This window comes from Methylobacterium sp. 001424705 (assembly GCF_059816145.1).
The window spans coordinates 45370-70738 of the sequence record NZ_JCBANU010000008.1 but is presented as its reverse complement, the minus strand read 5'-3'; the positions used below and the strand labels follow the sequence as shown (position 1 = coordinate 70738).

General features: G+C 73.3%; 27 protein-coding genes. 14 read left to right on the top strand and 13 right to left on the bottom strand.

The window, feature by feature from the left end; translation table 11 throughout:
* Positions 1 to 47: 47 nt before the first annotated feature.
* The 3 genes from AC6EUL_RS08525 to AC6EUL_RS08515 all read right to left on the bottom strand — a co-directional run bounded on the left by AC6EUL_RS08525 (position 48) and on the right by AC6EUL_RS08515 (position 3853).
* A complete protein-coding gene (locus tag AC6EUL_RS08525; RefSeq protein ID WP_056218588.1) occupies positions 48 to 749 on the bottom strand; it encodes an orotate phosphoribosyltransferase in 702 nt (233 codons plus the stop codon).
* 157 nt (positions 750 to 906) lie between these two features.
* The gene (locus tag AC6EUL_RS08520) at positions 907 to 2598 is read right to left on the bottom strand and encodes a methyl-accepting chemotaxis protein (protein WP_499869842.1); all 1692 of its coding nucleotides are present in this window, start codon (positions 2596 to 2598) and stop codon (positions 907 to 909) included.
* Between the two features lie 355 nt (positions 2599 to 2953).
* Positions 2954 to 3853 (bottom strand): alpha/beta fold hydrolase, encoded by a 900-nt coding sequence (locus tag AC6EUL_RS08515; protein WP_056351901.1) that lies wholly within the window; start codon positions 3851 to 3853, stop codon positions 2954 to 2956.
* Positions 3854 to 3994: 141 nt separating this feature from the next.
* Between AC6EUL_RS08515 and AC6EUL_RS08510 the strand changes: the two genes are divergently transcribed.
* From AC6EUL_RS08510 to panC, 11 genes are all read left to right on the top strand, one after another.
* Complete coding sequence (locus AC6EUL_RS08510; protein WP_200917621.1) at positions 3995 to 4222, top strand: hypothetical protein; 228 nt, start codon at positions 3995 to 3997, stop codon at positions 4220 to 4222.
* A gap of 372 nt (positions 4223 to 4594) precedes the next feature.
* A complete protein-coding gene (locus AC6EUL_RS08505) occupies positions 4595 to 5605 on the top strand; it encodes an AAA family ATPase (RefSeq protein ID WP_499869841.1) in 1011 nt (336 codons plus the stop codon).
* A 65-nt stretch (positions 5606 to 5670) separates the two neighbouring features.
* On the top strand, positions 5671 to 6564 hold the full coding sequence (locus AC6EUL_RS08500) for a DUF58 domain-containing protein (RefSeq protein WP_244472719.1): 894 nt from the start codon (positions 5671 to 5673) through the stop codon (positions 6562 to 6564).
* 42 nt (positions 6565 to 6606) lie between these two features.
* Positions 6607 to 7065 carry a DUF4381 family protein gene (locus AC6EUL_RS08495; RefSeq protein WP_056218569.1) on the top strand — a complete coding sequence of 153 codons (459 nt, stop codon included), beginning with the start codon at positions 6607 to 6609 and terminating at the stop codon, positions 7063 to 7065.
* Positions 7066 to 7068: 3 nt separating this feature from the next.
* Positions 7069 to 8094 (top strand): VWA domain-containing protein, encoded by a 1026-nt coding sequence (locus AC6EUL_RS08490; RefSeq protein ID WP_056218567.1) that lies wholly within the window; start codon positions 7069 to 7071, stop codon positions 8092 to 8094.
* The gene (locus AC6EUL_RS08485) at positions 8091 to 9020 is read left to right on the top strand and encodes a vWA domain-containing protein (protein ID WP_499869840.1); all 930 of its coding nucleotides are present in this window, start codon (positions 8091 to 8093) and stop codon (positions 9018 to 9020) included. The genes AC6EUL_RS08490 and AC6EUL_RS08485 overlap by 4 nt, the downstream gene beginning before the upstream one ends.
* Positions 9020 to 9928, top strand: coding sequence for a tetratricopeptide repeat protein (locus AC6EUL_RS08480; protein ID WP_056218562.1), 909 nt, complete (start codon positions 9020 to 9022; stop codon positions 9926 to 9928). The genes AC6EUL_RS08485 and AC6EUL_RS08480 overlap by 1 nt, the downstream gene beginning before the upstream one ends.
* On the top strand, positions 9922 to 11262 hold the full coding sequence (locus AC6EUL_RS08475; RefSeq protein WP_499869839.1) for a hypothetical protein: 1341 nt from the start codon (positions 9922 to 9924) through the stop codon (positions 11260 to 11262). The genes AC6EUL_RS08480 and AC6EUL_RS08475 overlap by 7 nt, the downstream gene beginning before the upstream one ends.
* The gene (bla, locus tag AC6EUL_RS08470; RefSeq protein ID WP_499869838.1) at positions 11259 to 12185 is read left to right on the top strand and encodes a class A beta-lactamase; all 927 of its coding nucleotides are present in this window, start codon (positions 11259 to 11261) and stop codon (positions 12183 to 12185) included. Before AC6EUL_RS08475 ends, bla begins: the two co-directional genes overlap by 4 nt.
* Positions 12186 to 12235: 50 nt before the next feature.
* Positions 12236 to 12631, top strand: coding sequence for a hypothetical protein (locus AC6EUL_RS08465; protein ID WP_056381842.1), 396 nt, complete (start codon positions 12236 to 12238; stop codon positions 12629 to 12631).
* 100 nt (positions 12632 to 12731) lie between these two features.
* Entirely contained in the window at positions 12732 to 13589 is an 858-nt protein-coding gene (panC, locus tag AC6EUL_RS08460; protein WP_499869837.1) for a pantoate--beta-alanine ligase, read from the top strand.
* A 12-nt stretch (positions 13590 to 13601) separates the two neighbouring features.
* Here the strand turns inward: panC and AC6EUL_RS08455 are convergent, their stop codons facing one another.
* From AC6EUL_RS08455 to AC6EUL_RS08420, 8 genes are all read right to left on the bottom strand, one after another.
* Entirely contained in the window at positions 13602 to 14927 is a 1326-nt protein-coding gene (locus AC6EUL_RS08455; RefSeq protein WP_499869871.1) for an extracellular catalytic domain type 1 short-chain-length polyhydroxyalkanoate depolymerase, read from the bottom strand.
* Between the two features lie 89 nt (positions 14928 to 15016).
* On the bottom strand, positions 15017 to 15442 hold the full coding sequence (locus AC6EUL_RS08450) for a ribbon-helix-helix domain-containing protein (protein ID WP_499869836.1): 426 nt from the start codon (positions 15440 to 15442) through the stop codon (positions 15017 to 15019).
* A gap of 144 nt (positions 15443 to 15586) precedes the next feature.
* Positions 15587 to 16312 carry a DNA polymerase III subunit epsilon gene (gene dnaQ / locus AC6EUL_RS08445; protein WP_056218542.1) on the bottom strand — a complete coding sequence of 242 codons (726 nt, stop codon included), beginning with the start codon at positions 16310 to 16312 and terminating at the stop codon, positions 15587 to 15589.
* 72 nt (positions 16313 to 16384) lie between these two features.
* Positions 16385 to 16999, bottom strand: a complete 615-nt coding sequence (gene coaE / locus AC6EUL_RS08440) for a dephospho-CoA kinase (RefSeq protein ID WP_056381835.1) — start codon at positions 16997 to 16999, stop codon at positions 16385 to 16387.
* Positions 16996 to 17835 carry a shikimate dehydrogenase gene (locus AC6EUL_RS08435; protein WP_499869835.1) on the bottom strand — a complete coding sequence of 280 codons (840 nt, stop codon included), beginning with the start codon at positions 17833 to 17835 and terminating at the stop codon, positions 16996 to 16998. Before AC6EUL_RS08435 ends, coaE begins: the two co-directional genes overlap by 4 nt.
* Positions 17832 to 18887, bottom strand: a complete 1056-nt coding sequence (locus AC6EUL_RS08430; protein ID WP_082501422.1) for a cation diffusion facilitator family transporter — start codon at positions 18885 to 18887, stop codon at positions 17832 to 17834. The genes AC6EUL_RS08435 and AC6EUL_RS08430 overlap by 4 nt, the downstream gene beginning before the upstream one ends.
* Positions 18888 to 19013: 126 nt before the next feature.
* Positions 19014 to 19460: a protoporphyrinogen oxidase HemJ gene (gene hemJ / locus AC6EUL_RS08425; protein ID WP_499869834.1), complete on the bottom strand. Its 447-nt coding sequence runs from the start codon at positions 19458 to 19460 to the stop codon at positions 19014 to 19016.
* Between the two features lie 7 nt (positions 19461 to 19467).
* A complete protein-coding gene (locus AC6EUL_RS08420; RefSeq protein ID WP_499869833.1) occupies positions 19468 to 20631 on the bottom strand; it encodes a uroporphyrinogen decarboxylase in 1164 nt (387 codons plus the stop codon).
* A gap of 568 nt (positions 20632 to 21199) precedes the next feature.
* Here AC6EUL_RS08420 and AC6EUL_RS08415 point away from each other — a divergent pair.
* Genes AC6EUL_RS08415 through AC6EUL_RS08405 form a run of 3 tightly spaced genes read left to right on the top strand, consistent with a single transcriptional unit; the run spans position 21200 to position 23048 of the window.
* Positions 21200 to 22030, top strand: coding sequence for a pyruvate, water dikinase regulatory protein (locus AC6EUL_RS08415; protein ID WP_056218528.1), 831 nt, complete (start codon positions 21200 to 21202; stop codon positions 22028 to 22030).
* The gene (locus AC6EUL_RS08410; protein WP_499869832.1) at positions 22027 to 22665 is read left to right on the top strand and encodes a Maf family protein; all 639 of its coding nucleotides are present in this window, start codon (positions 22027 to 22029) and stop codon (positions 22663 to 22665) included. The genes AC6EUL_RS08415 and AC6EUL_RS08410 overlap by 4 nt, the downstream gene beginning before the upstream one ends.
* Positions 22666 to 22697: 32 nt before the next feature.
* A complete protein-coding gene (locus AC6EUL_RS08405; RefSeq protein WP_056218525.1) occupies positions 22698 to 23048 on the top strand; it encodes a lysozyme inhibitor LprI family protein in 351 nt (116 codons plus the stop codon).
* A gap of 19 nt (positions 23049 to 23067) precedes the next feature.
* On the opposite strand, the gene AC6EUL_RS08400 is transcribed toward AC6EUL_RS08405, so the two are convergent.
* Positions 23068 to 23772 carry a uracil-DNA glycosylase gene (locus AC6EUL_RS08400; RefSeq protein WP_499869831.1) on the bottom strand — a complete coding sequence of 235 codons (705 nt, stop codon included), beginning with the start codon at positions 23770 to 23772 and terminating at the stop codon, positions 23068 to 23070.
* On the bottom strand, positions 23772 to 25310 hold the full coding sequence (locus AC6EUL_RS08395; protein WP_499869830.1) for a bifunctional metallophosphatase/5'-nucleotidase: 1539 nt from the start codon (positions 25308 to 25310) through the stop codon (positions 23772 to 23774). The genes AC6EUL_RS08400 and AC6EUL_RS08395 overlap by 1 nt, the downstream gene beginning before the upstream one ends.
* Between the last annotated feature and the right edge of the window lie 59 nt (positions 25311 to 25369).

Sequence of the window (25369 nt, the reverse complement as noted above, 5' to 3'; positions counted from 1 at the left end):
CTGCCCTGACGCGGTCCCGTGACGGGACCATGACGGCGCGACCGGGATCAGGCCTGCGGGTAGTCGGAGATGCCGCCATGCGCCGCCGACCACTTGGCGGGCTCGTGCAGGAAGCTCTCGACCTCGGCGAGGATCTTCGGGTCGAAGTGGCCGCTCTCCTTGGCCACCGCCAGCACGTCCCACCAGGTGGTGAGGTAGTGCAGCTGGACGCCGAGGTCGGCCATGAGTTCGCGGCTGTTGGGGAAGATGTCGTAGAAGAACATCACGAAGCAGTGGTCGACCTGGGCGCCGGCATCGCGCAGGGCCTTGCAGAACAGCGCCTTGCTGCGCCCGTCGGTGGCGAGATCCTCCACCAGCAGGGTCCGGGCGCCCTCCACCACCTCGCCCTCGATCTGGGCGTTGCGGCCGAAGCCCTTGGGCTTCTTGCGCACGTACTGCATCGGCAGCATCAGCCGGTCGGAGATCCAGGCCGCGAAGGGGATGCCGGCCGTCTCGCCGCCGGCCACGTGGGTGATCGACTCGTAGCCGATGTCGCGCACGATGGTGGCGGCGGCGAAGTCGTTCAGGGTCGAGCGCAGGCGCGGGTACGAGATGATCTTGCGGCAGTCGATGTAGACCGGGCTCGCCCAGCCCGAGGTGAAGGTGAAGGGCGTCTCCTGGTAGAAGTGCACCGCCTTGATCTCGAGGAGCATCTTGGCCGCCTCGCGGGCGATCACGGCGCGGTCGATCGGCAGGAAGGAGGTCGTCATGCGCGGGTTCGCTCTCGTGCGGGCGGCGGCCGCGGCCCCGTCCCGCCTCCGGGAGGGGCCGCGCATCCGTCTGAAGGGTTGCGTTCTCCTTCCCGCCAACCGCCAGGGGCGTCAACCCTGGAGATCGCCTGGAGATGGGCGCGCCCCCGCGGGCCCCTCAGGCCGCCTTCACGTCGGCGAGGAATCCGCCGACCGCGCGGGTCAGAGTCTCGGAGTGCCGGGCGAGCTCCTGGGCGGCGCTGAGCACCTGCGAGGCGGCCGCCCCCGTCTGGCCGGCGCCGTCGCGCACGCCGGCGATGTTGGTGGTCACCTCCTCGGTGCCGCGCGCCGCCTCCTGCACGTTGCGGGTGATCTCCTGGGTCGCGGCCCCCTGCTCCTCCATGGCGGCGGCGATCGAGGCGGCGGTGCTCGACATCTCGCCGATGATCCGGCCGATGGTCTCGATGTCGGTGATGGCCTCCTGGGTCGCGGTGCGGATCTCGGTGATGCGCTCGCCGATCTCGCCCGTGGCCTTGGCGGTCTGCCCGGCCAGTTCCTTCACCTCGGAGGCGACGACGGCGAAGCCGCGGCCGGCCTCGCCGGCCCGCGCCGCCTCGATGGTGGCGTTGAGCGCCAGGAGATTGGTCTGCGCGGCGATGCTGGAGATCACCTCGACGAAGGCGCCGATGCGCTCGGTGGTGCCGGCGAGGCGGCGCACGGTGGCGTCGGTGCGCTGGGCGTTCTCCACCGCCCGGTCGGCGATGCGGGCCGACAGGCTGACCTGGCTCACGATCTCCTGCACCGAGGCCGACATCTCCTCGCTGGCCGCGGCCACCGTCTGGACGTTGGCGGAGGTCTCCTCGGCCGCCCCCGCGACGATCACGGTCTGCTGGTTGGTCTGGGCGGCGACGCTGCTCATCGACTGGGCCGTAGCCTCCATCTCGGTGGCGGCGCCCGCCAGCCCCTGGGTCAGGATCGAGACGTTGCCCTCGAAAGCCTGGGTCAGGGCGTCGAGACGCTGGGCCCGGCGCATCTTGGCGGCGTCCTCGGCCGCCTGCGCCTCGGCGAGGCGCCGGGCCTCCAGGGCGTTGTCCTTGAAGACCTGGAGCGCGCGGGCCAGGAGACCGACCTCGTCCCGCCGCTCGGTGCCCGAGACCGTCACGGCGAGGTCGCCGGCCGCGAGCCGGCCCATCGCCGCCGTCATGGCGGCGAGCGGGCGGGTGACGCCGTAGAGGGTGATCAGCGCGAGCAGGCCGACCGCGACGCCGAGGCCCAGGGTGGCGGTGACGATGAGGGTGCGCGTGGCGCTCTCGGCCGTTTCGGCCGCCGCCTGCTTGGCGATCTCGAGGTCGCGCAGGTTCGCGGCGACGCGGGCCGCCACGCTCCGGGCGATCGTGAGCCGGGCCGGGCGGACCTCCTGCTTCGAGATCTGGGCGGCCGCCGCGTTCTCGTTGCGCAGGCCGAGGGCGATGGAGCGGTCGGCGGTGGCGAAGAACGCCTCCAGCTCGCCGCGGACGCCCTGCAGGATGGCGCGGCGCTCCGGCGTGTCGGCCAGGGCGAGCAGGCGGTCGCTGGCCTCGAGGGCGGCTTTCCGGCTCGCCTGGTAATGGGCGAAGTCCTGCTGCATCAGCGCGGCGTCGGTCTCGATGATGGTGTTCTTCTCGGCGATCACCGCCTCGTCCACGGCCAGGGCCAGTTGCTGGGCCAGGGAAAGCCGGGCGGCGCGGACATCGACGATCTGGGTCGTGTTCCGCCCGAGGGTGTCGAGGTTGGCCCGCGCCAGGACCACCAGTCCGACCGCCACGAGGATGAGGATCAGGCTCGGGACGGCGAGCTTTCCCAGAAGCTTGAGGTTGTTGAACATGCGCATGAGGCCCCCGCGACCGGCGCCGGCGCAGGACCTTGATCGGTCTCTCAGGGACGCGGCGTCGTGCTCACGTTTCTGTGATACGGCGCTGAAACAATGATTAACGTATGCGAATTTTTCTGCAACTGATGGAAGTCTTGCGGCAACCTGGTTGTATTCCGAAGTTTTCCGATCCGGGGCGATGATCCCTTATCCATCTCGCTCTGAGGCCTGCCGGAGCGTCGCGGCGAACCAAATGCTCGAAACCCTGCCCTCGGTCTTCGACAGCGACGGAAATACCGTCCGAACGCGCGCGAGGATCACACGTGTGAAGCTCCGGTGCGGGCGGATCTGACGCTCTGCCGGCCGCCTCGCCCGCTCACCCCAGAAAGGATTGCAGGGCCGCCAGGGTCGCGGCGGGGTTCTCTTCGGCCAGGAAATGGCCGGACGTGACCTCGGCGGCGACGGCGCCCGGCGCGAAGGTGCGCTGCCAGGCGGCGAGCGGCGTCTCGGGCTCACGGTCGAGATAGCTGTCGCCGGTGAGGATCAGGGTCGGGCAGGCCAGCCGACGCCCGGCGGCGAGGTCCGCGAGATCGGCGTCCCGGTCGCGGGTGGCCCCCGCCCGGTAATCCTCGCAGAAGGCGTGGATGCGCTCGGGCACGCCCCAGGCCTGCCGGTAGAGATGCAGAGCGGCGGGGGCGAAGGCCTTGAGGGACTTGTCCCCGCTCCAGTCGCGCAGCAGCCCCTCGAAATAGGCGTCCGGGTCGCGACCGATGGCCTGCTCCGGCCCCGGGGCGGCCTCCGCCAGGAAGTGCCAGTGCGAGGGCTTGCGCGGGTTGGCCTCGATCCGCTCCCACTGGACCAGGGTCGGCAGGATGTCGAGGAGGGCCAGCCGGGCGATCCGCCCGGGCTCGTCGAGGGCGAGGCGGTAGCCGATGCGCGCACCCCGGTCGTGACCGACCAGGGCGAAGTGGACGTGGCCCAGGGATTCCATCACCGCCACCACCTCGGCCGCGAGGGTCCGCTTGGCGTAGGCCTCGTGGCGCGGGTCGCCCTCCGGCGCGGCGGACCAGCCGTAGCCCTTGAGGTCGAGGCAGATCACCCGATGGCGCTCGGCGAGGGCCGGCGCGATCCGGTGCCAGCAGGCGTGGCTCTGCGGGAAGCCGTGGAGGAGCAGCACCGGCCTCCCGTCCTCCGGCCCGCCGATGCGGGCGAAGAAGCGGCCGGCCGGGATGTCGATCCAAGGGGCGGCGAAGCGGGGGAAGAGATCGGTGGTCACGGGCGGCGCCTCCGGCAGGGGCCGGGGGAACGCACGGGGCCGGGCGCCGGTTCGCAATCGCGGACAGCGTCGCTTCGGCTGGAAGCGGGCGATTTTCCGACTAGATCCGCCCCATCCGCCCTCCTCAGCAGGATTTTCCCGATGCACACGTGTGTGACCGCCCTCGCCCTGGCCGCCGGCCTCGCCCTGGCCAGCCTCGTTCCCGCCCAGGCCGCCGGGTGCTGCGGAGGCGGCGCCGGCATGATGTGCGGCCAAGGCAAGATGGACATGCGGGCGGGCGCCATGAAGCCGTCCCGGACCAAGAAGGCCGCCTGCTGCTGCGCGGGCATGGCCGGACACGGCGCGGCCCCGATGTCGAAGAAGCTCTGAGCCGGACCGGACCACGTCTCCCGCCGAGGCCGTGGTCGAAGACGAGGCGGCACGCGAAAACGAGGCCGCGCCCGCAGAGTTGTGTCCGGACCGGGTGACCCGGCCCGTGCCCTGCGGCCTCGCGGATGCCGGGGCGGGATTGACGCCCGCCCCGCGCAGCGGGCACACCCGAAGGAGGCGGATCGCGCAAGAATCCGACCCAAAAAAGATCACCGAGGAGACGCGCATGGACCGGCCCACCGTTCCTGCTCCGCAGAGTCCTGTTCCGCAGAGTCCTGCCTTGCAGAGGCTTGCCCTGCAGAGACTTGCCCTGCAGAGACTTGCCCCATCGACGATCCGGGCGCTCCGGCCGGCCGGCGCGAGCCCCTCCGCATGAGCGGCGCGGCCCTCGCCGAACGGCCGGCGACCGGCGCTCCGCCCGCGGACGCCGCCCTGCGCGGCCGCATCCTCGCGCTCCGCGAGGGCCTCCTGCACGGGCTCATCGGCGCCGACGCGATGGTCGAGCGCCTCCTCATCGGCCTCCTCACCGGCGGCCACCTCCTCATCGAGGGCGCCCCCGGCCTCGCCAAGACCCGCGCGGTCAAGCGCCTGTCGGACGGGCTCGACGGCAGCTTCGCCCGCATCCAGTGCACCCCCGACCTGATGCCCGCCGACCTGACCGGCACCACCGTGTGGCGCCAGGATGCCGGCGACTTCGAGTTCCTGCCCGGCCCCCTGTTCCACTCCCTCGTCCTCGTCGACGAGGTGAACCGCGCGCCGCCGAAGGTGCAGTCGGCCCTGCTCGAGGCCATGGCCGAGGGTCAGATCACGGTCTCGGGCCACACCCATGCGCTGCCCGACCCGTTCATGGTGGTGGCGACCCAGAACCCGATCGAGCACGCGGGCACCTTCCCGCTGCCCGAGGCGCAGCTCGACCGCTTCCTCCTCCACGTCCTGGTGGAGATGCCGGACGAGGCCGCCGAGCGCCGCATCCTCGACCTCGTCGAGGGCGAATTGAACCACCACGCCGAGGCGATGCCGGTGCGGCTCTCCGTGGCGGAGATCCGGGCCGCCCGGGAAGCCGCCCTCAACGTCTACGTCTCCCCGGCCCTCAAGGACTACCTCGTGCGGCTGGTCGCCGGCACCCGCACCGACGCGGCGGCCCCCGACCTGCGCGCCGCCATCGAGCACCCGGCCTCCCCGCGCGGCACCCTGGCGCTGATGCTCGCCGGCAAGGCGCGGGCCTATCTGCACGGCCGCGACCACGTCATCCCGGAGGACGTGGCGGACCTCGCCGCCGACGCCCTCGCCCACCGCATCGGCCTGACCTGGCGCGCCGCCGCCGAGGGTCAGACGGCCCGGGGCATCATCCGCGGCCTCGTCCAGCGGGTGCGGGCCCTCTGAGCGCGACCATGACCGTGCCGAGCCCGGCCCAAGCCGCAGCCGCCCTGCCGGCCACCGACCCGCTGATGGCGCCGGGCATCCACCTCTCGGGCGAGGCGCTGATGGGCCTGCGCCACCTCGCCCGGCGCGGCTCCGGGCCGGCCACCCGGACGCTGGCGGGCCTGCCCGGCGGGATCGTGACCCGTCGGCGCGGGCGCGGCTCCGAGCCGGACGACGTGCGCCTCTGGTCCGAGGGCGACGACCGCCGGCACATCGACCGCAACGCCACCGCCCGCACCGGCATCCTGCACGTGCGCACCCATCACGACGAGCGCGACCGTGCCGTGGTGCTCCTCGTCGACGTCCGGCCCTCCATGCTCTTCGGCACCCGCCGCGCCCTGCGCTCGGTGGCGGCGGCCGAGGCCCTGGTCCTGCTCGGCTGGCGCATCGTCGGCGACGGCGGCCGCATCGGCCTCGTGGCGGCGGGGGCCGGCGAGCCCGTGGTGGTGCGCCCGGCCGGCGGCGAGCGGGCGATGACCGCCCTCACCGGCGCCCTGGCGCTGGCCCATGCCCGGGCCCTGGCCGACGGATCCGCCGCGGATCCGCCCCTCGCGCCGGCCCTGACCCTGGCCCAGAGCCTGCTGCCCTCGGGCGGTCACCTCGTCATCGGCAGCGCCCTCGACGCGCCGGGCCCGGATTTCGATCCCCTGCTGACGATCATGGCCGAGCGCCTGTCGATCCGCCTCGTCCTCGTGAGCGACGCTTTCGAGCGGGCCCGGCCGCCGGGCTTCTACCCCTTCGCCACGCCGGACGGCCGGCGCGGCACCGTGCAGGCGAGCCGGACCGACCGGGCCTCCCCGGGCACCGATGCCCGCCTCGTCGCCTACGCCCAGCGCGGCATCGAGGGCCTGCGCCTCGACGTCGAGGCCGGCCCGGAGGCCTACGCGCCGCTGATGGAGCGCCTCGATGCGATGCTGTAGGGCGCCAAGCTCTCGGGTACCAAGCCGACAGGGAGGGGCCCGGTGACGCCCGACGCTCCGCCCGGCCTCGACCAGCTGCGCGGCCTGCACCTGCCCGCCGAGACCGGCGGGGCGCAGGGGGCGGTGATGCTCGCCATCGCCCTGGGCTTCACGGCGGCCCTCGTCCTCGGCCTGTTGCGCCTGTTGCGGGCGCGCCGGCGCGGTTCGGTCCGGCGCGCGGCCCTGGCCGACCTCGCCGCCGCCAACGCCCTGCCGCCGGAGCGCCGCCGGGTGGCGCAGGCGCAGCTCCTGCGCCGCCTCGCCCGCACCCTCCAGGGCGACGCCGCGGCCGACGCGCAGGGCGACGCCTGGGCCGCCGCCCTCGACCGGCTCTTCGCCACGACCTTCTTCAGCGCCGGCGCGGGCCGGATCTTCGCCGAGGGGCTCTACCGGCGCGGCGCGTCCGAGCCCGGCCCGGTGGATGCCGAGCTGGCGCGGCTCTTCGCCCGGATCGGGGCCTGAGCCATGCTGACGGAGTTTTGGCCGCACTGGCTCACCGCCCTCGCCTCGGCCTTCGACCTCGCGAGCCCCTATGCCCTGCTGCTCCTGCCCCTGCCGCTCCTGGCGGCCCGGCTGATGCCGCCCGAGCGGGTCGGGGCGAGCGGCGCCCTGCGGGTCCCCCCCTCCCTGGTGGCCGAGGCCGCCCGGGGCGACAGCGTGGCGGCCCGCGGCCGCGGCCGCACCCTCCTGGTCTGGACCCTGTGGGCGGCCCTGGTGGTCGCCCTCGCCGGACCGCGCCTCGTCCTGCCGGCCACCGCCCTGCCGGCCTCGGGCCGCGAGATCATGCTGGTGATGGACCTCTCGGGTTCGATGGAGCGGCGCGACTTCGCCCTGGACGGGCAGACCGTGACCCGGCTCGCCGCGGTCAAGCGCGTCGGCACCGACTTCATCCGCCGCCGGGCCGGCGACCGCATCGGTCTCGTCATCTTCGCCAACGAATCCTACGTCGCCGCGAGCCCGAGCTTCGACACCGCCACCGTCGCCCGCGCCCTCGACGAGGCGACCATCGGCCTCGTCGGGCGCTCCACCGGCATCGGCGACGGCCTGGGCCTCGCCCTCAAGCGCCTGACCCCGGCGGGACCGGAGGCCGAGGGCGCGCCGGTGGCCACCGCCAAGGTGGTGATCCTGATGACGGACGGCGCCAACAATGCCGGCCAGACCACGCCCCGGGACGTGGCCGGCCTCGCCAAGGAGCTCGGCGTCCGGGTCCACACCATCGCGCTCGGGCCCCGCGACCTCTCCAACGCCGACGGCGAGCAGGACGTCGTCGACACCGAGACCCTGCGCGAGATTGCGGATCTCACCGGCGGCCGGATGTTCCGCGTGAAGACCACCGACGACCTCATCGCCATGGCGGACGCCATCGACGCGATCGAGGGCGGGCGCGCCAAGGCGCCGCCGGTGCCCCTGCGCAAGGACCTCTGGCCCTGGCCTGCCGCCCTCGCCTTCCTGGCGGCGGCCGCCCTCCTCGCGTCGCGGCGGATCGCATGAGTCTCCTCGACACCCTGGCGGTCCTGCGGCCCTGGTGGCTGGTGGCGATTCCCGTCGTGGCCGCCCTGGCGCTGCGCGCCGCCTGGCGCTCGGCGCCCCTCGGCGACTGGACCCGGGCCGTCGATCCCGGCCTGATGGCGCTGCTCGCCCGGCGCGGGGCGGTGCTCGGCGGACGCCGGCAGGCGAACCTCGCCGCGGCGCTCGCGGCCGGGCTCGTCGCCCTGGCCCTCACCGGCCCGGCGGTGGAGCGCCCAGACGCCGCCACCTTCCGCAACCTCGACGCGACCGTGGTGGTATGCGACCTGTCGCGCTCCATCGCGGAGGGCGGCCACCTCAAGGACGTGCGCCAGGTGGCGCAGGCGGTGGCCGAGGCCGCCGGCACCCGCAGCGTCGCCGTGGTGGTCTATGCGGGCGACGCCTATCTCGCCGCCCCGCCCACCACCGACCGGGACGCCCTGTCCTCCACCCTGTTCGCCCTGGACGGCGACACCGTGCCGGACCGGGGCACCCATCCCGAGCGCGGCCTCGCCCTGGCCCGCCGCACCCTCGCGGAGGCCGGCGTGATCGCGGGCGACGTCGTCCTCGTCACCGACGGCGACGGCATCGGCGACGCGGCCCTGCGCGAGGCCGCCGCGATCCGTGCCAAAGGCTGGCACCTGCACGGGCTCTTCGTGCCCGCCGGACCCGGCCTGCCGGCGGGCTCGCCCAAGCCCGACCGGGGCGCCCTCGAGCGCCTGACCGACGCGGGGGCGGGCCGCTTCGCCCTCCTCGACAGCCCCGCCCCGGTGCTCGACGCGGTGGGCGCCAGCACCGCCCAGCACCTCGCCGCCGGGGGCTACACCGTCCTGGCCTTCGCCGATTTCGGGCGCTGGCTCGTGCTGCTGGCCCTGCTGCCCGCCCTCGTCCTGTTCCGCAGGAGCGCCTGATGGCCCTCGGTGTCCTGTCCGACCGCCTGCCCGCCCTCCCCCGCGACTGGACCCGCTGGGCACGCCTCGCCGCCCTGGGGCTCGCGGGCGCCGGCATCCTGGCCCTGACGGCGACGGCGCAGCCCCGCACCAGCCTTGGCCGCGCCCTGCTGGGGGCCGGCCTGCCCGGGGCCGCCGCCTGGGTGCTCGACGACCCGGCCTGGCGCGGCCCGGCCCTCTACCAGGCCGGGCGCTACACGGAAGCCGCCGCCCTCTTCCGCAACGGCGGCCGGCGCAACGCCTACAACCTCGGCAACGCGCTCGCGAAATCCGGCGACCTGCAGGGGGCGCTGGACGCCTACGACGCCGCCCTCCAGTACAACCCCCGCGACGCCGACGCGCAGGCCAACCGCTCGCTGATCGCCCGCCTCGTGGACGAGGGCGCCGGCGATCCCGGCAAGGGCGGCGGCGTGGCCAACGCCACCGCCACGGTGGGCGCGCGCTACAACAAGACCGCGAACCAGGACCCTAACGACGACACCCAGGCGACCTCCAGCGGCGAGGGCCTGGCCGGCAACAAGGAGGGGGGCACCACCTCGTCGACGCCGGGCAACAGCAAGGTCGCCCGGCGCGGCAAGGCCGAGCAGGTCTCGGTGGATTCCGGCAAGGGCGAGGCCCGCGGCTCGGCCAGCGACGCGGCGGGGCGCGGCCGCACCGGGGCGGGCTCGGCCATGGTCGCGGCCGCCCCCGAGCGGGAGGTGCGCCGGGTGACGAAGAGCTTCGAGGCCCACGAGATCCGACCCGACCGCCTCTGGCTGCAGACCCTGCCGGACGATCCCGGACGCTATCTCAAGCTGCGCCTGAAGGCGGAACAGGCAGCCCGCGTCGAGGCCGGCACAGCGGTGCCGGGGGGAAGCAACCCATGGTGAGCGATCGGTCCGCGTTTCGAAACCGGCGGGGCGTCCTCGCGGCCGGCCTCGCCGCCTTCCTCCTCGCGCCCCTCCCGGCCCGGGCCGAGATCGGTCCCGGCGACCTCACCCTCACGGTGACGCCGGAGCGCAACGGCAACGCCGATCCGTTCTCCCGCGAGATGGTGCTGCTGCGCATCCACGGGGTCTACCGCCAGCCGATCCTGCTGGAGGAAGTGATCCAGCCGTCGCTGGCCAATTTCAGCTGGACGCAGCTCGGCCGCGACGCCTGGTCGAAGACCCGCCTGCCCGACGGGCAGGTGGCCATCGCCTTCGACCGGGTGGTGGCGATCTTCCCGCACCATCCGGGCGACTTCACCATCGATCCGTTCCTGCATCGCCTCACCGTCAACGACGGCGGCAAGCGGGTCGTCGTCGACGTGCCCTCGGCTCCGGTGACCCTGCCCGTCGCCACCTGGACGAAGCCGGTGGGCGGGCCCGACGCCAAGGAGCCCTGGTGGCTCCCGGCCAAGGACGTGACGATCACGGATTCCTGGAGCCCCGACCCCGAGACGGTGAAGCTCGGCGAGACCACACGGCGCATCGTCACCCTGGAGGCCCAGGGCATGGTCGCCGAGGGGCTGCCGCCCCGTCCGGTGATGCGCACGCGCGGCATCCTCACCTTCGCCGGGCCGGTGACCCGCGAGACGATCATCACCCCCGCCGGCCCGGTGGCGCGGGCGACCTACCAGTGGGACGTGCGCCCCGCGATCGAGGAGATCATCCCCCTCGACGCGATCGTCATCCCGTGGTTCGACACCGTCTCGCGCACCCTGCGCGAGGCCGAGATCCCCGCCCGCCAGATCGGCGGCGGCCTGCCCGACAGGGACGACGAGGCGAAACCCGTCCTGCCGGCCTCTCCCCTCGTGGTGGCGACGGCCGCCCTCGGCGCCTTCGGCCTCGGCCTCGCCCTGCTCGGCTTCGGCAGCGGCGGGCGTTCGGGACGCCGGCGCCTCGACGCGCGGACGCGCCGGGCGCTCGGCCGCGCCGCCTCGGCCCGGGACGCGCGGGCCTTCCGCGCGCATCTCCACCCCGTCCTCACGGAGCAGCCCGACCTCGCGCGGGCCTGGCGAACCCGGCCGGAGGTCGCCGCAGGCCTCGATACCCTGGATTCCCACCTCTACGGCCCCGGCACCGTCGCGGCCCCCGACCTGCCCGGCCTCGCCCGGGCCCTGAGCCAGCCGATCGCTGCGGGAGCGCAGCCGACGGCGGCCCCCTTGCGCCTCGCGCCCCTCGACGGCCGGGCCCTGACCTCGCCAAGACCCATCCGAGACCCATCGACCAGAACCGCATGAGCCTGACGCGACGGATCCTCCTCGGGGCGGGGGCCCTCCTGCCCCTGCTGAGCACGGCCCAGGGCCAGGGCAAGGGCAAGGGCCACGAGACCGATCCCGGCCCCCAGGACCGGTTCGCCGAGGCCGGTGCGGCGTTGGCGCGGATCGCCAGCGACCTCGGCGGCCGGGCCGGGATCGCGGTCCTCGACACGGGCGGCGGCCCCGCCCTGCTGCACGACGCCGAGGGCGCCTTCCCGCTCTGCAGCACCTTCAAGCTGCTCCTCGCCGCCGCGATCCTGGCCCGGGTCGAGGCGGGGCGCGAACGGCTCGACCGGCGCCTCGCCTACGGAGAGGCCGACCTCGACACCTACGCCCCCGTCACCACGCGCGCCCTGAGGGCGGGCGGACCGGAGGCCGGGGCGATGTCCGTGGAGGCTCTGTGCGCCGCCGCCCTGGTCTGGAGCGACAACACCGCCGCCAACCTCCTGCTCGCCGCCCTCGGCGGTCCCGCGGCCCTGACCGCCTATGGCCGGGACCTCGGCGACCCGGTGACCCGCCTCGACCGGACCGAACCCGACCTGAACGCGGCCGTGCCCGGCGATCCCCGCGACACCACCCGGCCCGCCGCGATGGCGGCGACCGTCGGGAAGATCCTGCTCGGGCCGTCGCTGACGGAGGCCGGTCGCGCGCGGCTCGAGGGCTGGATGACGGCCTCCCGCACCGGAACGAAGCGCCTGCGGGCGGGGCTTCCGGGCGATTGGGGCGTCGGCGACAAGACCGGCAGCGGGGCCTACGGCACCGCCAACGTGGTGGCGCTCCTGCGCCCCCCGGCCCGGGCGCCCCTGGTTGCGGCCATCTACCTCACGGGGTCGGACACCACGAGCGAGGCCCGCGACGCAGCCCATGCGGCGATCGGCCGGGTCATCGCCGCGACCTATGGTTAACACTCGGTTCACGCCTGCCTGACACGGTCGTCCCGCGAGGAGTGGACCCGATGCGGCGTGGCGGTGTGGCGATCAGACGGGGCGGGGCGGGGCTCGTGCTCCTGGCCGGATTGACGGCAGCCCCCGCCGGTTCGGCAGATCTCGGCGGCCTCGCCTTCCCGACCCCCGGGCGCGCGGTGGAGGGCTACGGGGCGGAACCCGAGGGCCTGCCGCGCTACTTCCCGCGGGCGGAGGAGGAGGGTGGCGTGGCTCACCACGCACCGGTGCCGCGCCGCCGGCTGGCCGGCTGCATCCCGCGGCGGGTACCCATCCCCACCGATTCCCCCGGCGACCCGAGCTATGTCGGCTCGGCCTACGGCCTCGGCAAGCCGAGCTATTACGGCTTCACCCCGCCCCTCGGGGTCGACGATCCCTACGGCCGGCCCCTGCGGCCCTATTGTCCCTGAGGCGTCTGGCGTCCCGGCGGCAGGGCGATTAGGTCTCGCGCCGGGATGCGATCCGCGTCCGCGAGACCCTGCCGAAGACCTTGCCGAGGACGAGCCGCCGATGTCCGATCCCGTCTCCCTGCTCCGGTTCACGTCCGTCGCCCCCCTGCGCGCCGCGGTCGCCGCCTGGCGCCGGGCCGACGAGCGGGTGGTGCTGGTGCCGACGATGGGCGCGCTCCATGCCGGCCACCTCGCCCTGATGGCGCGGGCGCGCAGCCTCGGTCGGCGCGTCGTGGCGAGTATCTTCGTCAATCCGACCCAGTTCGGCCCGAACGAGGATTTTTCGCGCTATCCCCGCGACACCGACGCCGACCTCGCCCTGCTGGCGGAGGCGGGGGTCGATGCCGCCTACCTGCCGGAAGTCTCCGGGATGTACCCCGAGCACTTCTCGACCCGGATCGAGGTGGGCGGCCTCACCGAGGGCCTGTGCGGCGCCTATCGGCCGGGTCACTTCTCGGGCGTCGCCACGGTGGTGACCAAACTGCTCAACCAGGTCCAGCCCGACTGCGCGCTGTTCGGCGAGAAGGACTACCAGCAGCTCCTGGTGATCCGCCGCGCCGTGCGCGACCTCGACCTGCCCGTGGAGATCCAGGGCGTCCCCACCCTGCGGGAGGCGGATGGCCTCGCTCTGTCGTCGCGCAACCGCTACCTCGCCCCAGAGGAGCGGGTGCGCGCACCGCGCCTCCACGCCGTCCTGTCCGAGATCGCCGCAGGCCTCGCGGCCGGCGGAAGCGCCGGCCCCCTGGTCGAGGGAGGCCGGGCCGCGCTGGCGGCGGCGGGCTTCGAGCCCGTGCAGTATCTCGAGGTCCGCGATGCCGAGACGCTGGCGCCGGTGGAGCACGCCACGCGGCCGGCCCGGGTGCTGGCGGCGGCCTATCTCGGCCGCACGCGCCTCATCGACAACGTCGCGGTGGGTTGAACCACCGGACGTTCAGGCCCGTCCCGCCGCGAGGGGATTGGCCCGGAAGAAATCGAGCATCGCCCGCGTCGCGTCGGGCCCGCGCGGATCGGTGTAGCTGCCGGCCGGGCTTCCGCCGGACCAGGCGTGGCCGAGGCCGCGCACGATCCAGCCCTCCACCGCGACCCGGCCGTCCGCATCGGCGTAGCGGGTGCGGGTGTAGGGCAGGCCGCCCGGGCTTACCGCCTCCGCCGCCTCGGGCGTCAGCCCGTCGATGCCGGCCTGGGCCAGCGCCTGCTCGCCGTTGCGGGGGTTCACGGTGCCGTCGCTCTCCCCGTGGAACACGATGGTGGGCACCCGCACCGTGGAGACCGGGCCGTCGGCAGCGGCCACGGGGCCGAGGCGCATCACCGTGAGCGCGGTCGAGACGTCGCGGGCACAGCCCGCCGCGAGGCCGGAATGGATGCCCACCGCCGCGTAGAGGTCGGGATAGGCCCGGGCGATGTTCACCGCCGCCGCACCGCCCGCCGACAGGCCGGCGATGTAGACCCGGGTCGGATCGACTCGATGCTCGGCGATGAGCGCGCGGGTCAGCCCGGCGATGATCCCCGCCTCGCCGGAATCCCGGCCCTGGTCGCCGGGCTGGAACCAGTTCCAGCAGCGCTGGCCGTTGGCGCGCCCGCTCTGGGCCGGGTAGGCCACGAGGAAGCCCTCCGCCTCCGCGCGGGCGTTCATGCCGGTGCCGGCGGCGAAATCGTCCGGCGACTGGGTACAGCCGTGCAGCATCACCACCAGGGGCAGGTCGGCACGCGCGTCGCTGGGAACGAACAGCTTGTAGTCCCGTGCCCCGGCCGCGTTGGAAAAGCTTTGCTCCGTGAAGCTGCCGCCCTCGGTGAGGGGCGCACGAGCTTGGTTCAAGCCCGACGGGCCGAGACCGCCGGCCAGGCCCGAGACGAGAGTGCCGAGATTGCCGACGAGGCCGGAGGGGGTCGCCCCGCCGGGACCGGCCTTGCCGAGGCCCCCGAGCACCGGGGCGATGCCCCGCGTCACCGTTTCCACGACCTTGCGCAGCTTCTCGGGGAGGATCGCGGCGAGGCGCGCCTCCTCGGCGGCGGCCGAACCCGACGGGGACTCGGTCTGGAACGCGGGTTTGGATTCCGGCTTGGCCGCCGGGCCGGTCTCGACGCGCTCGGCCACGAGATCGATGGTGTGGGGCTGGGGCGCCGGAGCGCCGTGGTCGGCCGCGGAACGGGGGGGCGTGCCGGCGAAGCCGCGTTGCAGCAGGTCCGTCGCGTCCTGCAGGCGTCCGGCTGCCGTGAGGCGCGTCGCCTCCATCATGTCGGCGAGGCGGTCCTGCATCCGGTTCGAAGGGTCGGTCATGGGGTTCGCTTTCCGGCTCGACGACGGGTCGAACCATGCGAGGTCGGGAACGCGGTTTTTGGAGATTGTCAGAGGAGGCGGTCGGCGAGGGCCGCCTTCACGGCCGGAGTCGCCTGCAGGCTTCCCATGACCTCGATCGACGCGATGACCTCGCGGGCCAGTTCCGGGGTGACGTCGGGCGCGATGCTGGCGAGCCCGAGGACGCGGATGTCGAGGCGGATGCCGCTGGCGCGCGCGGCCTCGAGTTCGGCCCGGTCGTAGCGGCGCAGGCCGAGTTCGACGCCCTTGCGGGCCACCGATTGCCGGGTCACGTCGCCGTGGCGCGCGATCTGGTTGCGCACGGCCGTACGGATGAAGTCGCTCCGGTTGGCGTAGACGCTCTCGGACACGAGAAGATCGATGTGGCCGAGATCGACGTAGCCGAGATTGATCGTGATCTTCTCGGTGTCGCCGACCCGAATCGGCGTTCTGGGCTTATCCTCGAGATCGAGCATCGGACCTTCCCGTTACCATCCAGTGGGATGGTATATGGGAGGCTTTTGTTGCGATGCAATAAGGAGCCTCGTGCGTCGCAGCATCGTGACGGCGACGGGACGGAACGAACAACCTACGCCGGTCCGGACCGGTTCGAGGGGCCTTCAGGCGGTCTCCTCCTCGCCGAGATAATCGCGCCAGACCGCACCGCCGCCCCCGAGGGTCGCGATGAAGGCCGCGTGCCGGGTGCGCTCGGCCTCGCTGAGCCGATGGCGCAGCGGGCGCGGCCCCACCGGGACGACCTCGCCGCCATCGCCGAGGATCACCACCTCCTCGGCCTCCGTCATGGCGAGCCCGAGGCTGGTCTGCTTGCCGCCGAGGAGCTCGACATAGACCTCCGCCAGGATCTGTGCGTCGAGGAGCGCGCCGTGCTTGGTCCGCCGCGTGGTGTCGATGCCGTAGCGCGAACACAGGGCATCGAGGTTGTTGGCCGCCCCCGTATGCTTGCGGCGGGCGAGCTGCAGGGTGTCGACGACGTCGGCGAGGTCGATGGGCGGGGGCGCCGCAGCGCCGAGGCGGGCGTATTCCATGTTGAGGAAGCCGACGTCGAAGGGCGCGTTGTGGATCACCAGGGGCGAGTCGCCGCAGAAGTCGCGGAATTCGTCGACGATGTCGGCGAAGAGCGGCTTGTCGGCGAGCATGGCGTCCGAGATGCCGTGCACCGCGAAGGCGCCCTGGGAAACCGGCCGGGTCGGATTCACCAGTTTGTGGAAGACCTTGCCCGTCTGCACGTGGTTGATCAATTCGACGCAGCCGATCTCGATCAGGCGGTCGCCGTTCTTGGCATCCGTGCCGGTGGTCTCGGTGTCGAGGACGATCTCACGCAGCATCGAAGGGTCCTGATCGAAGGGTCCCGGAGGCAGGGGCCGCAAGCTCCGACCTTGCGCCCTCCAGGGCCGGCGTCAAGGCGCCGCCGGCACCGATCCCGCGGTCAGTTGCCGGATGATCGACGCCACCTCGGCCTCGGCGTGGTCGAAACCCAGGCTGGTATCGAGGACGAAATCGGCGCGGGCCTGCTTCTCGGCGTCGGGCCACTGCTTGGCGCGGATCGCCTCGAAGGTCGCCGCATCCATCCCGGGCCGGGCGAGCACCCGGGCGCGCTGCACGTCGGGCGGGGCGGTGACCACCAGGACCCGGTCGCAGCGGGCCTCGCCGCCGGTCTCGAACAGGAGCGGGATGTCGAGGAGCACCAGGGGCGCTTCGGCGTGGCGGGCGAGGAAGTCCCGGGCCGCGGCCTGGGCCAGGGGATGGACCAGAGCCTCGAGGGCGGCGAGGCGCTCGGGCGCGCCGATCACCGCCTCCCGCAGGCGCGCCCGGTCGACGGCGCCGTCCGCGTCCAGGGTTCCGGGGAAGGCCGCGCCGATGGCGGCCGCCGCTGCACCGCCGGCGCCGTAGAGGGCATGCACCGCCGCATCCGCGTCGTGGACCGGCACGCCGTGGCGCGCGAACATCGCCGCGGTGGCCGACTTGCCCATGCCGATCGAGCCGGTGAGTCCGAGGATGACCGGCCGGCTCATGCGGGCGCCAGGTCCGCGACGATCCGGGCGCGCAGGGCCGGCGTCACGCCCGGGGTCGTGCGGAACCAACGGGCGAAGCCCGGCACCGCCTGGTGCAGCAGCATGCCGAGGCCATCGACGGCGGGTAGCCCCCGTGCCCGGGCCGCCGCGAGGAGGGGCGTCTCCAGGGGCGCGTAGACGATGTCGGCCACCGCCGCGTCCTCAGGCAGGGGCAGGAGGTCGAGGGCGAGGGGGGGATGGCCGACCATGCCGAGCGACGTGGTGTTCACGAGGAGCCCGGTGCGGGCCATGGCGTCCGGCAGGTCGTGCCAGGCGACGCCCTCGACCCGGGTGGGGTCGAAGGCCACCAGGGCCTCGGCCCGGGCCGGCGTCCGGTTGGCGACCCAGACCCGCGACAGGCCGCGCTCCAGGAGGCCGACCACGATGGCGCGGGCGGCGCCGCCGGCCCCGAGCACCAGGGCGGTGCCGCCGCCGCGCTCGGTCCAGCCGAGGCCCAGGCTCTGGTCGAGATGGGCGACGAAGCCGGGGGCGTCGGTGTTGTCGCCGCAGAGGCGCTCGGACCCGTCGAAGAACAGGGTGTTCACCGCCCCGATCCTCTCCGCCCGCGGCGTCAGGGATTCGACCAGCCCGAAGGCCGCCTCCTTGTGCGGGATGGTGACGTTGCCGCCGGCGAAGCCGTTCGCGCGCAGTCCGGCCAGGAAGGCCGGAAAGGCCTCCGGCGCCACGTCGATGCGCTCGTAGCGGCCGTCGATGCCGTGCTCGGCGAGCCAGTGTCCGTGGATCAGCGGCGAGCGCGAATGCGCGATGGGATGTCCGACGACGAAGGCACGGATCATACGGTGCAATCTCCGGCGAGCGCGCAGGCGGGGCCGCCCGCCTCCTCGATCTGCAGGGTGGCGTGGCCGATGCCGAAGCGGCTCCGCAGCTCTTCGGCCGTGGCGATGAGGAAGCCGTTGCCCGGATGCCCCTCCGCCATGACGAGGTGCGCCGTCAGGGCGATGTCGGTGGTGCTCATCGGCCAGATGTGGAGGTCGTGCAGGTCCGCCACGCCGGCGCGCGCCCGCAGGTAGGTACCCACCGCCGCCGGGTCGATGCCGGGGGGCACCGCCGAGAGCGACATCACCACGCTGTCCCGCAGGAGGCCCCAGGTCGCCCAGACGATGAGGCCGGCGATGACGAGGCTGACCAGCGGGTCGATCCAGGCCGCTCCCGTCAGCACGATGATGAGGCCGGTCACCACCACGCCGGCCGAGACGGCGGCGTCGGCCAGCATGTGCAGGTAGGCGCCGCGGATGTTGATGTCGCTGCCCTTGCCCGAAGCGAAGAGCCAGGCGGTGGCGCCGTTGACGAGGATGCCGAGGCCGGCGACCACCATCACGGTCAGCCCCGCCACCGGCTGCGGCTCGGGGGCGACCAGACGCACGATCGCCTCCCAGGCGATGGCGCCGGTGGCGACGAGTAGGAACACCGCATTGAACAGCGCGGCGAGGATCGAGGAGCCGCGCAGACCGTAGGTGAAGCGCGGCGTCGGGGTGCGCTTCACCAGTACAGAGGCGATCCACGCCACCAGCAGCCCGAGCACATCCGACAGGTTGTGGCCGGCATCGGCCACCAGGGCCATGGACTCGCTGGCGAAACCGTAGATCGCCTCGATGACCACGAAGGCGATGTTCAGGCTGATGCCGATGGCGAAGGCACGCCCGAAGGTGGCCGGCGCGTGGGAATGCCCGCCATGGGAATGCCCGCCGCCCCCGTGGGAATGACCAGCGCCATGCGCATGACCGCCTCCGTGGGAATGGCCGTGCCCGGCAGGGGCAGTGCTGGGGATAGGCGCGCGGGCATGCCCGTGATCGGCGTGGTCGTGAGGATCGTGCGCGTGCTCAGCCATCGGTCCCGCTTTCAGTCCCGCCTTGGGCCGTACCGGAGCGCCGGGCCGCCCGTGCGCGGCCGGCGCCGGCTCCCGGGTTCACCGCATCCCGGCATCCTGTGATCCCGGGATACAGGGCAAAGGCCCTCACCAGATAGCCGGTTTCACCGCCGCCAGGATCACGATCAGGATCATGAGGAGCGTCGGCACCTCGTTGAGGATGCGGTAGAACTTGTGTCCTCGCGTGTTCCGGTCGGCGGCGAAGTCCTTCACCATCCGGGTCAGCCAGCCGTGGATACCGCTCATGGCGAGCACCAGGACGAACTTCGCCTGGAGCCAGCCGGCGGCGTAGTAGCCGCTCATCCAGGCCAGGATCAGCCCGAAGATCCAGGTGGCGATCATGGCCGGGGTCATGATCGCCTTCAGGAGGCGCCGCTCCATGACCTTGAAGGTCTCGGACTGGGCCGCCGCGTGCGGCCCAGGCACCAGGGCGGCGTGGTAGACGAACAGGCGCGGCAGATAGAGCATCGCCGCCATCCAGGAGATGAGCGCGACGAGGTGCCCGGCCTTGAGCCAGGGGTAGAGGCCGTCCATCGCCGCCTCAGCCGCGCAATCGGGCGAGCATGCGCTCGACATGGGCGATCGGCGTCTGCGGCGTGATGCCGTGGCCGAGGTTGAAGATGTGCGGCAGGCCCTCGGTGGCCGCCAGCACGCCGTCTACCGCCGCGTCGAGGGCCGCGCCCCCCTCGATCAGGGTTTCCGGATGGACGTTGCCCTGCGTCACCGTGGAGGCGGGCACCCGGGCGCGCAGGGCCTTGAGGTCCACCGACCAGTCGACGCCGACCGCGTCGGCGGCGGTCTCGGGCACCACGCGGGCATGACCCTCGAGGCCGGAGCCGCGGGCGAACACGATGATCTTCGCGCCCGGCACCCGGGCGCGGACCCCGGCGATCATCCGGGCGATGGGCTGGAGCGACCAGCGGGTCAGGGCGTCGCGGTCGTTGGATCCGGCCGAGGCGCTCTCCGGCAGCGCGCTCTCGGCGACCTCGTTGACGGACTCCTCGCTGCCGGCCGCGTCGGCACCCCGCGCGTCGGGCAGCGCGCCCGCATGCGACTCGAAGATCTGCACCGCATCCGCGCCGGCCTCGAGCTGGCGCACCAGGTATTCGGTCTGCACCGTGACGAGGCGGTCGATCAGGGCCTCCACCAGGGCGGTGTCCTGCTGGGCCAGCGCCCGGGAGGGGGCGAGGTCGGGGGTGCCACGCCCACCGATCATGTAGCTCGCCACCGTCCAGGGCGCGCCGCAGAAGCCGAGCAGCGTGGTCTCGTGGGGCAGTTGCGCGCGCAGGCGCCGCACCGTCTCGAAGACCGGCTCCAGGTGGGCGAAGATCGCCGGATCGCCGGCCTCGCGCAGGCGCTCGAATTCCGGCCGGCCCGCCATCGGGTCGAGGCGCGGCCCCTCGCCCTCCACGAAGCGCACGTTCTGGCCGAGCGCGTCCGGGATCACCAGGATGTCGGAGAACAGGATCGAGGCCTCGAAGCCGAAGCGCCGGATCGGCTGCAGCGTCACCTCGGTGGCGAAGTCGGGATTGTAGCAGAGGTCGAGGAAGGACCCGGCCTTTGCCCGGACCTCCCGGTACTCGGGCAGGTAGCGCCCGGCCTGGCGCATCATCCAGGCGGGGGGACGCGGCAAGGCCTCGCCCGCGAGAACCCGCAGGACCGCCCGGTCCCCACCCGTGCGGTCCCCTGCAACTGCCTGGCTCATCCGATCTCCCGACGTCCCATTCCCCTGTGGCCGGTATGTAGCACCGAAGCGTCGGATGTCTTCCTCCCGAAACCGCCGCGTCTCGAAAACCTCTCGCTCCCGGAAACCTCGTGCTCGTCCGGGTGTCGGAGGGGCGTCCCGGCCGTCATCCCCACACCGGCTCTCTAAAAGGAAAGAGAGATTCTAGGACTCTGTTTTTTCTTTTAGAGGGCTGGATGGCGGGAGCGGAAATTCGTCCACAGGGCGTCCCCGCGACCGCGGCGTTAATCAGCCTTTAACGGATTGGGTTCAATGTCCCGGATAGGTGATGGCCCACAGTGCCTTGCCCCTGCCCGGCGGTCGCCGACCGGGCCTCGGTCCCGGATTCTCCCAAAACCGCTTGGGAATCGCGCCGGTGTGACGGTGTGTTGACGCCGGAGTCGACAAGACGGCCCGGGCGCCCGCTGGACCCTTCGGGCAAGCCGGCTTATCCACCCTTATCGACTCCCCTGACCGAGCCCGGTGGACAAGACCATGACGGGTGATCGTCATGCATCCTGGACCTCAGGCCGGAGGAGACAGCCCTTCGATGAGCCGTAGCTATTTCCACCTGCACCTCGTCTCGGATTCCACCGGCGAGACGCTCATCAACGTGGGCCGCGCGGCCGCCGCCCAGTACGAGGGCGTCTCGGCCATCGAGCACGTCTATCCCCTGGTGCGCTCCGCCGCGCAGCTCGAACGGGTGATCTCCGAGATCGAGGCCGCGCCGGGGCTCGTGCTCTACACCCTGGTGGGCCACGACCTCACCGAGCGGCTGGAGGCGGCCTGCCGCGAGACCGGATCGCCCTGCCTCTCGGTGCTCCAGCCGGTGCACGCCCTGCTGCAATCCTATCTGGGGGCGGATTCGACGGCCCGGCCCGGCGCGCAGCACATGCTCAACGCCGAGTACTTCAAGCGCATCGACGCGATGAACTTCACCCTGGCCCACGACGACGGCGTCCTGCCCCTCGACGTGAACGAGGCCGACGTGATCCTCGTGGGCGTCAGCCGCACCTCGAAGACCCCGACGGCGATCTACCTCGCCAACCGCGGCCTGAAGACCGCGAACTTCCCCCTGGTGCCGGGCATGCCCCTGCCCGAGAGCCTCGAGACGGCGCGAAAGCCGCTCCTCGTCGGGCTGCTGGCCAGCCCGGAGCGCATCGTCCAGATCCGCCAGAACCGGCTCCTCAGCCTGAAGGCCGACGATTCCTCCCTCTACGTCGATCGCGGGGCCGTGGCGGACGAGATCGCCGCCTGCCGCCGCCTCTGCGCCAAGCACCGCTGGCCGACCATCGACGTGACCCGGCGCTCGATCGAGGAGACGGCGGCCGCCATCCTCGACCTGCACCGCGAGCACCGCCTGAAGTTCATCGCCTCGTGAGCGTCCCAAGCCGCCCGCGGCCCGCCTCGCCCTGGCGCGGGGATCGGCCCCTCCTCCTCGCCTCCACCAGCGCGACGCGGCGCGCGCTCCTCGAGAGCGCCGGCCTTGCCGTCGACTCCGAGAGCCCCGGGGTCGACGAGCGCGCGGTGGAGGCGGCGTGCGCCGGTCTGCCGCCCGAAGCCCTGGCCCGTCGGCTCGCCGAGGCAAAGGCGGGGGCCGTGGCGGCCCGCCGGCCCGGGCGCGTGGTCGTTGGCGCCGACCAGGTCCTGGCCTGCGACGGCACCCTGTTCCACAAGCCGGCGGACCTCTCCGCCGCCGCCGCGCAGATCGGCGCCCTCGCGGGCCGGACCCACGCGCTGCACGCGGCGGTGGCCCTGGCCGTCGACGGGGCCGTGGTCGAGAGCTTCGTCGAGACCGCGCACCTGACCATGCGGCCCCTCGATGCCGCGGCGATCGCGGCCTATGTCGATCTCGCCGGGCCCGAGCGGGTGTGCTCCAGCGTTGGCGGCTACCAGCTGGAAGGCCTCGGCATCCACCTGTTCGCGGCGGTCGCGGGCGACCAGTCCACCATCCTCGGCCTGCCGCTGCTGCCGCTCCTGGCGCGGCTGCGGGCGCGGGGCTGGCTCAGCATCTGACGTTCTGATCCCGATCGCACGAGGCCTGCTCCATGCTGACGATTCTCCGCCCGCTCTTCGGCGGCCTGCTCCTCGTCCTCGCGGCCGGCTCGGCCGAGGCCGCGAGCTTCCCCTGCGAGAAGGCGGAGGCCGCCGACGAGAAGGCGATCTGCGCCCACCTGCCCCTCAACGACCGCGACGTGGAGATGGCGACCCGCTTCGAGATCCTGCGGGCGATGCTGCCCATGGGCGGCAACGCCAAGCTGCGCGAGGACCAGGAGGCCTGGCTCACCGAGCGCCGCGCCTGCGGCGCCGACGTCGCCTGCCTGACGCAAGCCTACGAGGGCCGGCTGAAGGTCCTGCGGGCCGTGTTCTCGGAATTCGCCAAGCAGGGGCCGCTCTGAGGCCGGCCCCCCCCGGCCCTCAGCCGAGCTGCCAGTCGATCGGGGCGACGCCGTGGCCCGACAGCCAGGCATTGGCGGCGTCGAAGGGGCGCGAGCCGGGAAAATCCCGCGCGCGGTTGAGCGGCGAGGGATGGCCGCATGAGACGATGCCGTGGCGGTCGGCCTCCACCAGGGCGGCGCGGGCGCGGGCCTGGGCGCCCCAGAGCAGGAACACCGCCGGCTCCGGGCGGGCAGAGACCGCCGAGACCGCCTGGTCGGTCAGGGCCGACCAGCCGTAGCGCAGGTGAGCCCCGGCCTTGCCCGCCTCCACCGTGAGGGCGGCGTTGAGGAGGAGCACGCCCTGCCGGGCCCAGGGGGTGAGGTCGCCCGTCCGGGGCTTGGCCGGCGGGACGCCCGGTTCGGCGAGCTCGGCCAGGATCACCTTGAGCGAGGCCGGGAGCCGCCGCGGGCCGACATACGAGAAGGCGAGGCCGTTGGCGTCGCCCGGCGTGGGATAGGGGTCCTGCCCCAGGATGACGACCTTCACGCGGTCGAGGGGCGTGAGCGCGAGGGCGTTGAAGACGGCCTCGGGCGCCGGCAGTACGGTGGCGCCGGCGGCGATGCGGGCGTCGATCCGGGCGGCCACCGCGTCGGCGGCGCCATCCTGGAAGAACGGCAGCGCGAGCCAGGACGAGCCCGACTTTCGGAAGCGGGCGAGGGCGTCGGCGACGGGCGTCTCGGACATCAGCGAACCAGGATGCGGCCCTCCGCGGGGGCGGGGAGCGGGGTGTTGGCGCGGATATAGGCCATCACGGCATTGGCCACGAGCTGTCCGTCGGTCCGGCCGATCAGGGTCCGGCCCCGGGCGAGGTCACCGTAGCCGTTGCCGCCGTCGTACAGGAAGTTGTTCGACGCGACCGTGTAGGTCGCGTCCGGGTCGACGATGCTGCCCGCCGCGCTCAGCGACACGATCCGCCTGCCCACCGGCGCGGTGGGATCCAGGGTGACGACGAGGCCGGAGACCTGCGGGAAGCGGCCCGCCGGGTGACCCCAATCGGCCAGCGCCCCTTCGAGGAGGGCGCGCAGGTGCGCGCCCGTCAGCGACACTAGCACGATGGTGTTGCCGAAGGGCAGCTCGGTGAGGATGTCCCGGCGGGTCAGGGTCGCGCCGGCGGGATAGAGCCGGTTGCCCCGGATGCCGCCGCCGTTCGTGATCGCGACCTGCGCTCCGGTGGAGGCCCGCAGGGCATCGGCCACGAGGCTGCCGAAGCTCGCTTCGCGGACGCGCACCGCGGCGATGCGGCTGTCGAGGGGGGCGCGGGTTACGCCCACCGGCACGTCGAGTTCCCGTGACAGCGCGCCCTGGAGGCGCTGCACCTCCGCCAGGGTCTCGGGATCGGGGGTGACCTGGGCCGAGTCGTGGATGCGGAAGCTCGGGTGCCAGTCCACGCGCCGGTCCCGCCCGGTGCCGGTCACCGTCGCGGTCACGTCGATGGCGGTGACGTAATGGGCGTCGAAGCTCGATTCCGCCATCACGGTCTGGCCGTCGTAGCGAACCACGAGGTCGTGGTCGTGGCCCGAGAGCAGGATGTCGACGAGGCGGGCGGCCACGATGGCGTCGTCGGTGGCCCGGGCCGTGTGGCAGACGCCCACCACGAGGTCGACGCCCGCCTCCCGCAGGGCCTGGACCTCGCGGGCCAGGGTCTCGATCTCGGGGGCGAAGCGCAGGTCGCCCGCCTGCGATTTCTCCGGCGTGCTCGCCAGCGCGATCCCCACCACGCCGACCCGGATGCCCCCGAGGGTGACCACCATTCGGTCGCGCACGCCCGCCAGCGGCCGGCCCGCCCCGTCGCGCAGGTTGGCCGCCAGGACGGGGAAGCTCGCCTCGCCCATCCGCTCGGCGAAGGTCGCCGGGCCGAAATCGAACTCGTGGTTGCCGGGCACGAACACGTCGGGCGGCGCGCGGTTGAGGAGCTCGACGATGTGGGCGCCGCGGTCGAAGCCCGACAGCAGCGACGGCGAGAGGGTGTCGCCCGCATGGGCGTAGAGCATCGGCACGCCCCGGGCCCGCTCGGCCTTCACGATGGCGGCGAGGCGCGCGAACCCGCCTCGGCCGTCGACCTCGGCCATCTGATAGAGGTCGTTGACGAGGAGCAGGCTGAAGGTCGGTTCGGGTGTCGCCGCGAGCGCGGCCTCGGCCGGGCTCCCCAGAGCGATGGCGAGACCGGCCCCGAGGCCGAGGGTCTGGCGGCGGTTCGGCGGCGTCCTGGGGGGGTTCGTCACGGCGGCGTCTCGGGTGTCGGGCGGGCGGCCGGATGCCGCCGCCTGACTCCGCGTTCTAG

Excerpts from the sequence above, each read along its gene's own strand:
- AC6EUL_RS08525 (WP_056218588.1), bottom strand. The coding sequence starts at position 749 with ATGACGACCTCCTTCCTGCCGATCGACCGCGCCGTGATCGCCCGCGAG.
- AC6EUL_RS08520 (WP_499869842.1), bottom strand. The coding sequence starts at position 2,598 with ATGCGCATGTTCAACAACCTCAAGCTTCTGGGAAAGCTCGCCGTCCCG.
- AC6EUL_RS08510 (WP_200917621.1), top strand. The coding sequence starts at position 3,995 with ATGCACACGTGTGTGACCGCCCTCGCCCTGGCCGCCGGCCTCGCCCTG.
- AC6EUL_RS08505 (WP_499869841.1), top strand. The coding sequence starts at position 4,595 with ATGAGCGGCGCGGCCCTCGCCGAACGGCCGGCGACCGGCGCTCCGCCC.
- AC6EUL_RS08500 (WP_244472719.1), top strand. The coding sequence starts at position 5,671 with ATGGCGCCGGGCATCCACCTCTCGGGCGAGGCGCTGATGGGCCTGCGC.
- AC6EUL_RS08490 (WP_056218567.1), top strand. The coding sequence starts at position 7,069 with ATGCTGACGGAGTTTTGGCCGCACTGGCTCACCGCCCTCGCCTCGGCC.
- AC6EUL_RS08485 (WP_499869840.1), top strand. The coding sequence starts at position 8,091 with ATGAGTCTCCTCGACACCCTGGCGGTCCTGCGGCCCTGGTGGCTGGTG.
- AC6EUL_RS08480 (WP_056218562.1), top strand. The coding sequence starts at position 9,020 with ATGGCCCTCGGTGTCCTGTCCGACCGCCTGCCCGCCCTCCCCCGCGAC.
- AC6EUL_RS08475 (WP_499869839.1), top strand. The coding sequence starts at position 9,922 with ATGGTGAGCGATCGGTCCGCGTTTCGAAACCGGCGGGGCGTCCTCGCG.
- bla (WP_499869838.1), top strand. The coding sequence starts at position 11,259 with ATGAGCCTGACGCGACGGATCCTCCTCGGGGCGGGGGCCCTCCTGCCC.
- AC6EUL_RS08465 (WP_056381842.1), top strand. The coding sequence starts at position 12,236 with ATGCGGCGTGGCGGTGTGGCGATCAGACGGGGCGGGGCGGGGCTCGTG.
- panC (WP_499869837.1), top strand. The coding sequence starts at position 12,732 with ATGTCCGATCCCGTCTCCCTGCTCCGGTTCACGTCCGTCGCCCCCCTG.
- AC6EUL_RS08455 (WP_499869871.1), bottom strand. The coding sequence starts at position 14,927 with ATGCAGGACCGCCTCGCCGACATGATGGAGGCGACGCGCCTCACGGCA.
- AC6EUL_RS08450 (WP_499869836.1), bottom strand. The coding sequence starts at position 15,442 with ATGCTCGATCTCGAGGATAAGCCCAGAACGCCGATTCGGGTCGGCGAC.
- dnaQ (WP_056218542.1), bottom strand. The coding sequence starts at position 16,312 with ATGCTGCGTGAGATCGTCCTCGACACCGAGACCACCGGCACGGATGCC.
- coaE (WP_056381835.1), bottom strand. The coding sequence starts at position 16,999 with ATGAGCCGGCCGGTCATCCTCGGACTCACCGGCTCGATCGGCATGGGC.
- AC6EUL_RS08435 (WP_499869835.1), bottom strand. The coding sequence starts at position 17,835 with ATGATCCGTGCCTTCGTCGTCGGACATCCCATCGCGCATTCGCGCTCG.
- AC6EUL_RS08430 (WP_082501422.1), bottom strand. The coding sequence starts at position 18,887 with ATGGCTGAGCACGCGCACGATCCTCACGACCACGCCGATCACGGGCAT.
- hemJ (WP_499869834.1), bottom strand. The coding sequence starts at position 19,460 with ATGGACGGCCTCTACCCCTGGCTCAAGGCCGGGCACCTCGTCGCGCTC.
- AC6EUL_RS08420 (WP_499869833.1), bottom strand. The coding sequence starts at position 20,631 with ATGAGCCAGGCAGTTGCAGGGGACCGCACGGGTGGGGACCGGGCGGTC.
- AC6EUL_RS08415 (WP_056218528.1), top strand. The coding sequence starts at position 21,200 with ATGAGCCGTAGCTATTTCCACCTGCACCTCGTCTCGGATTCCACCGGC.
- AC6EUL_RS08405 (WP_056218525.1), top strand. The coding sequence starts at position 22,698 with ATGCTGACGATTCTCCGCCCGCTCTTCGGCGGCCTGCTCCTCGTCCTC.
- AC6EUL_RS08400 (WP_499869831.1), bottom strand. The coding sequence starts at position 23,772 with ATGTCCGAGACGCCCGTCGCCGACGCCCTCGCCCGCTTCCGAAAGTCG.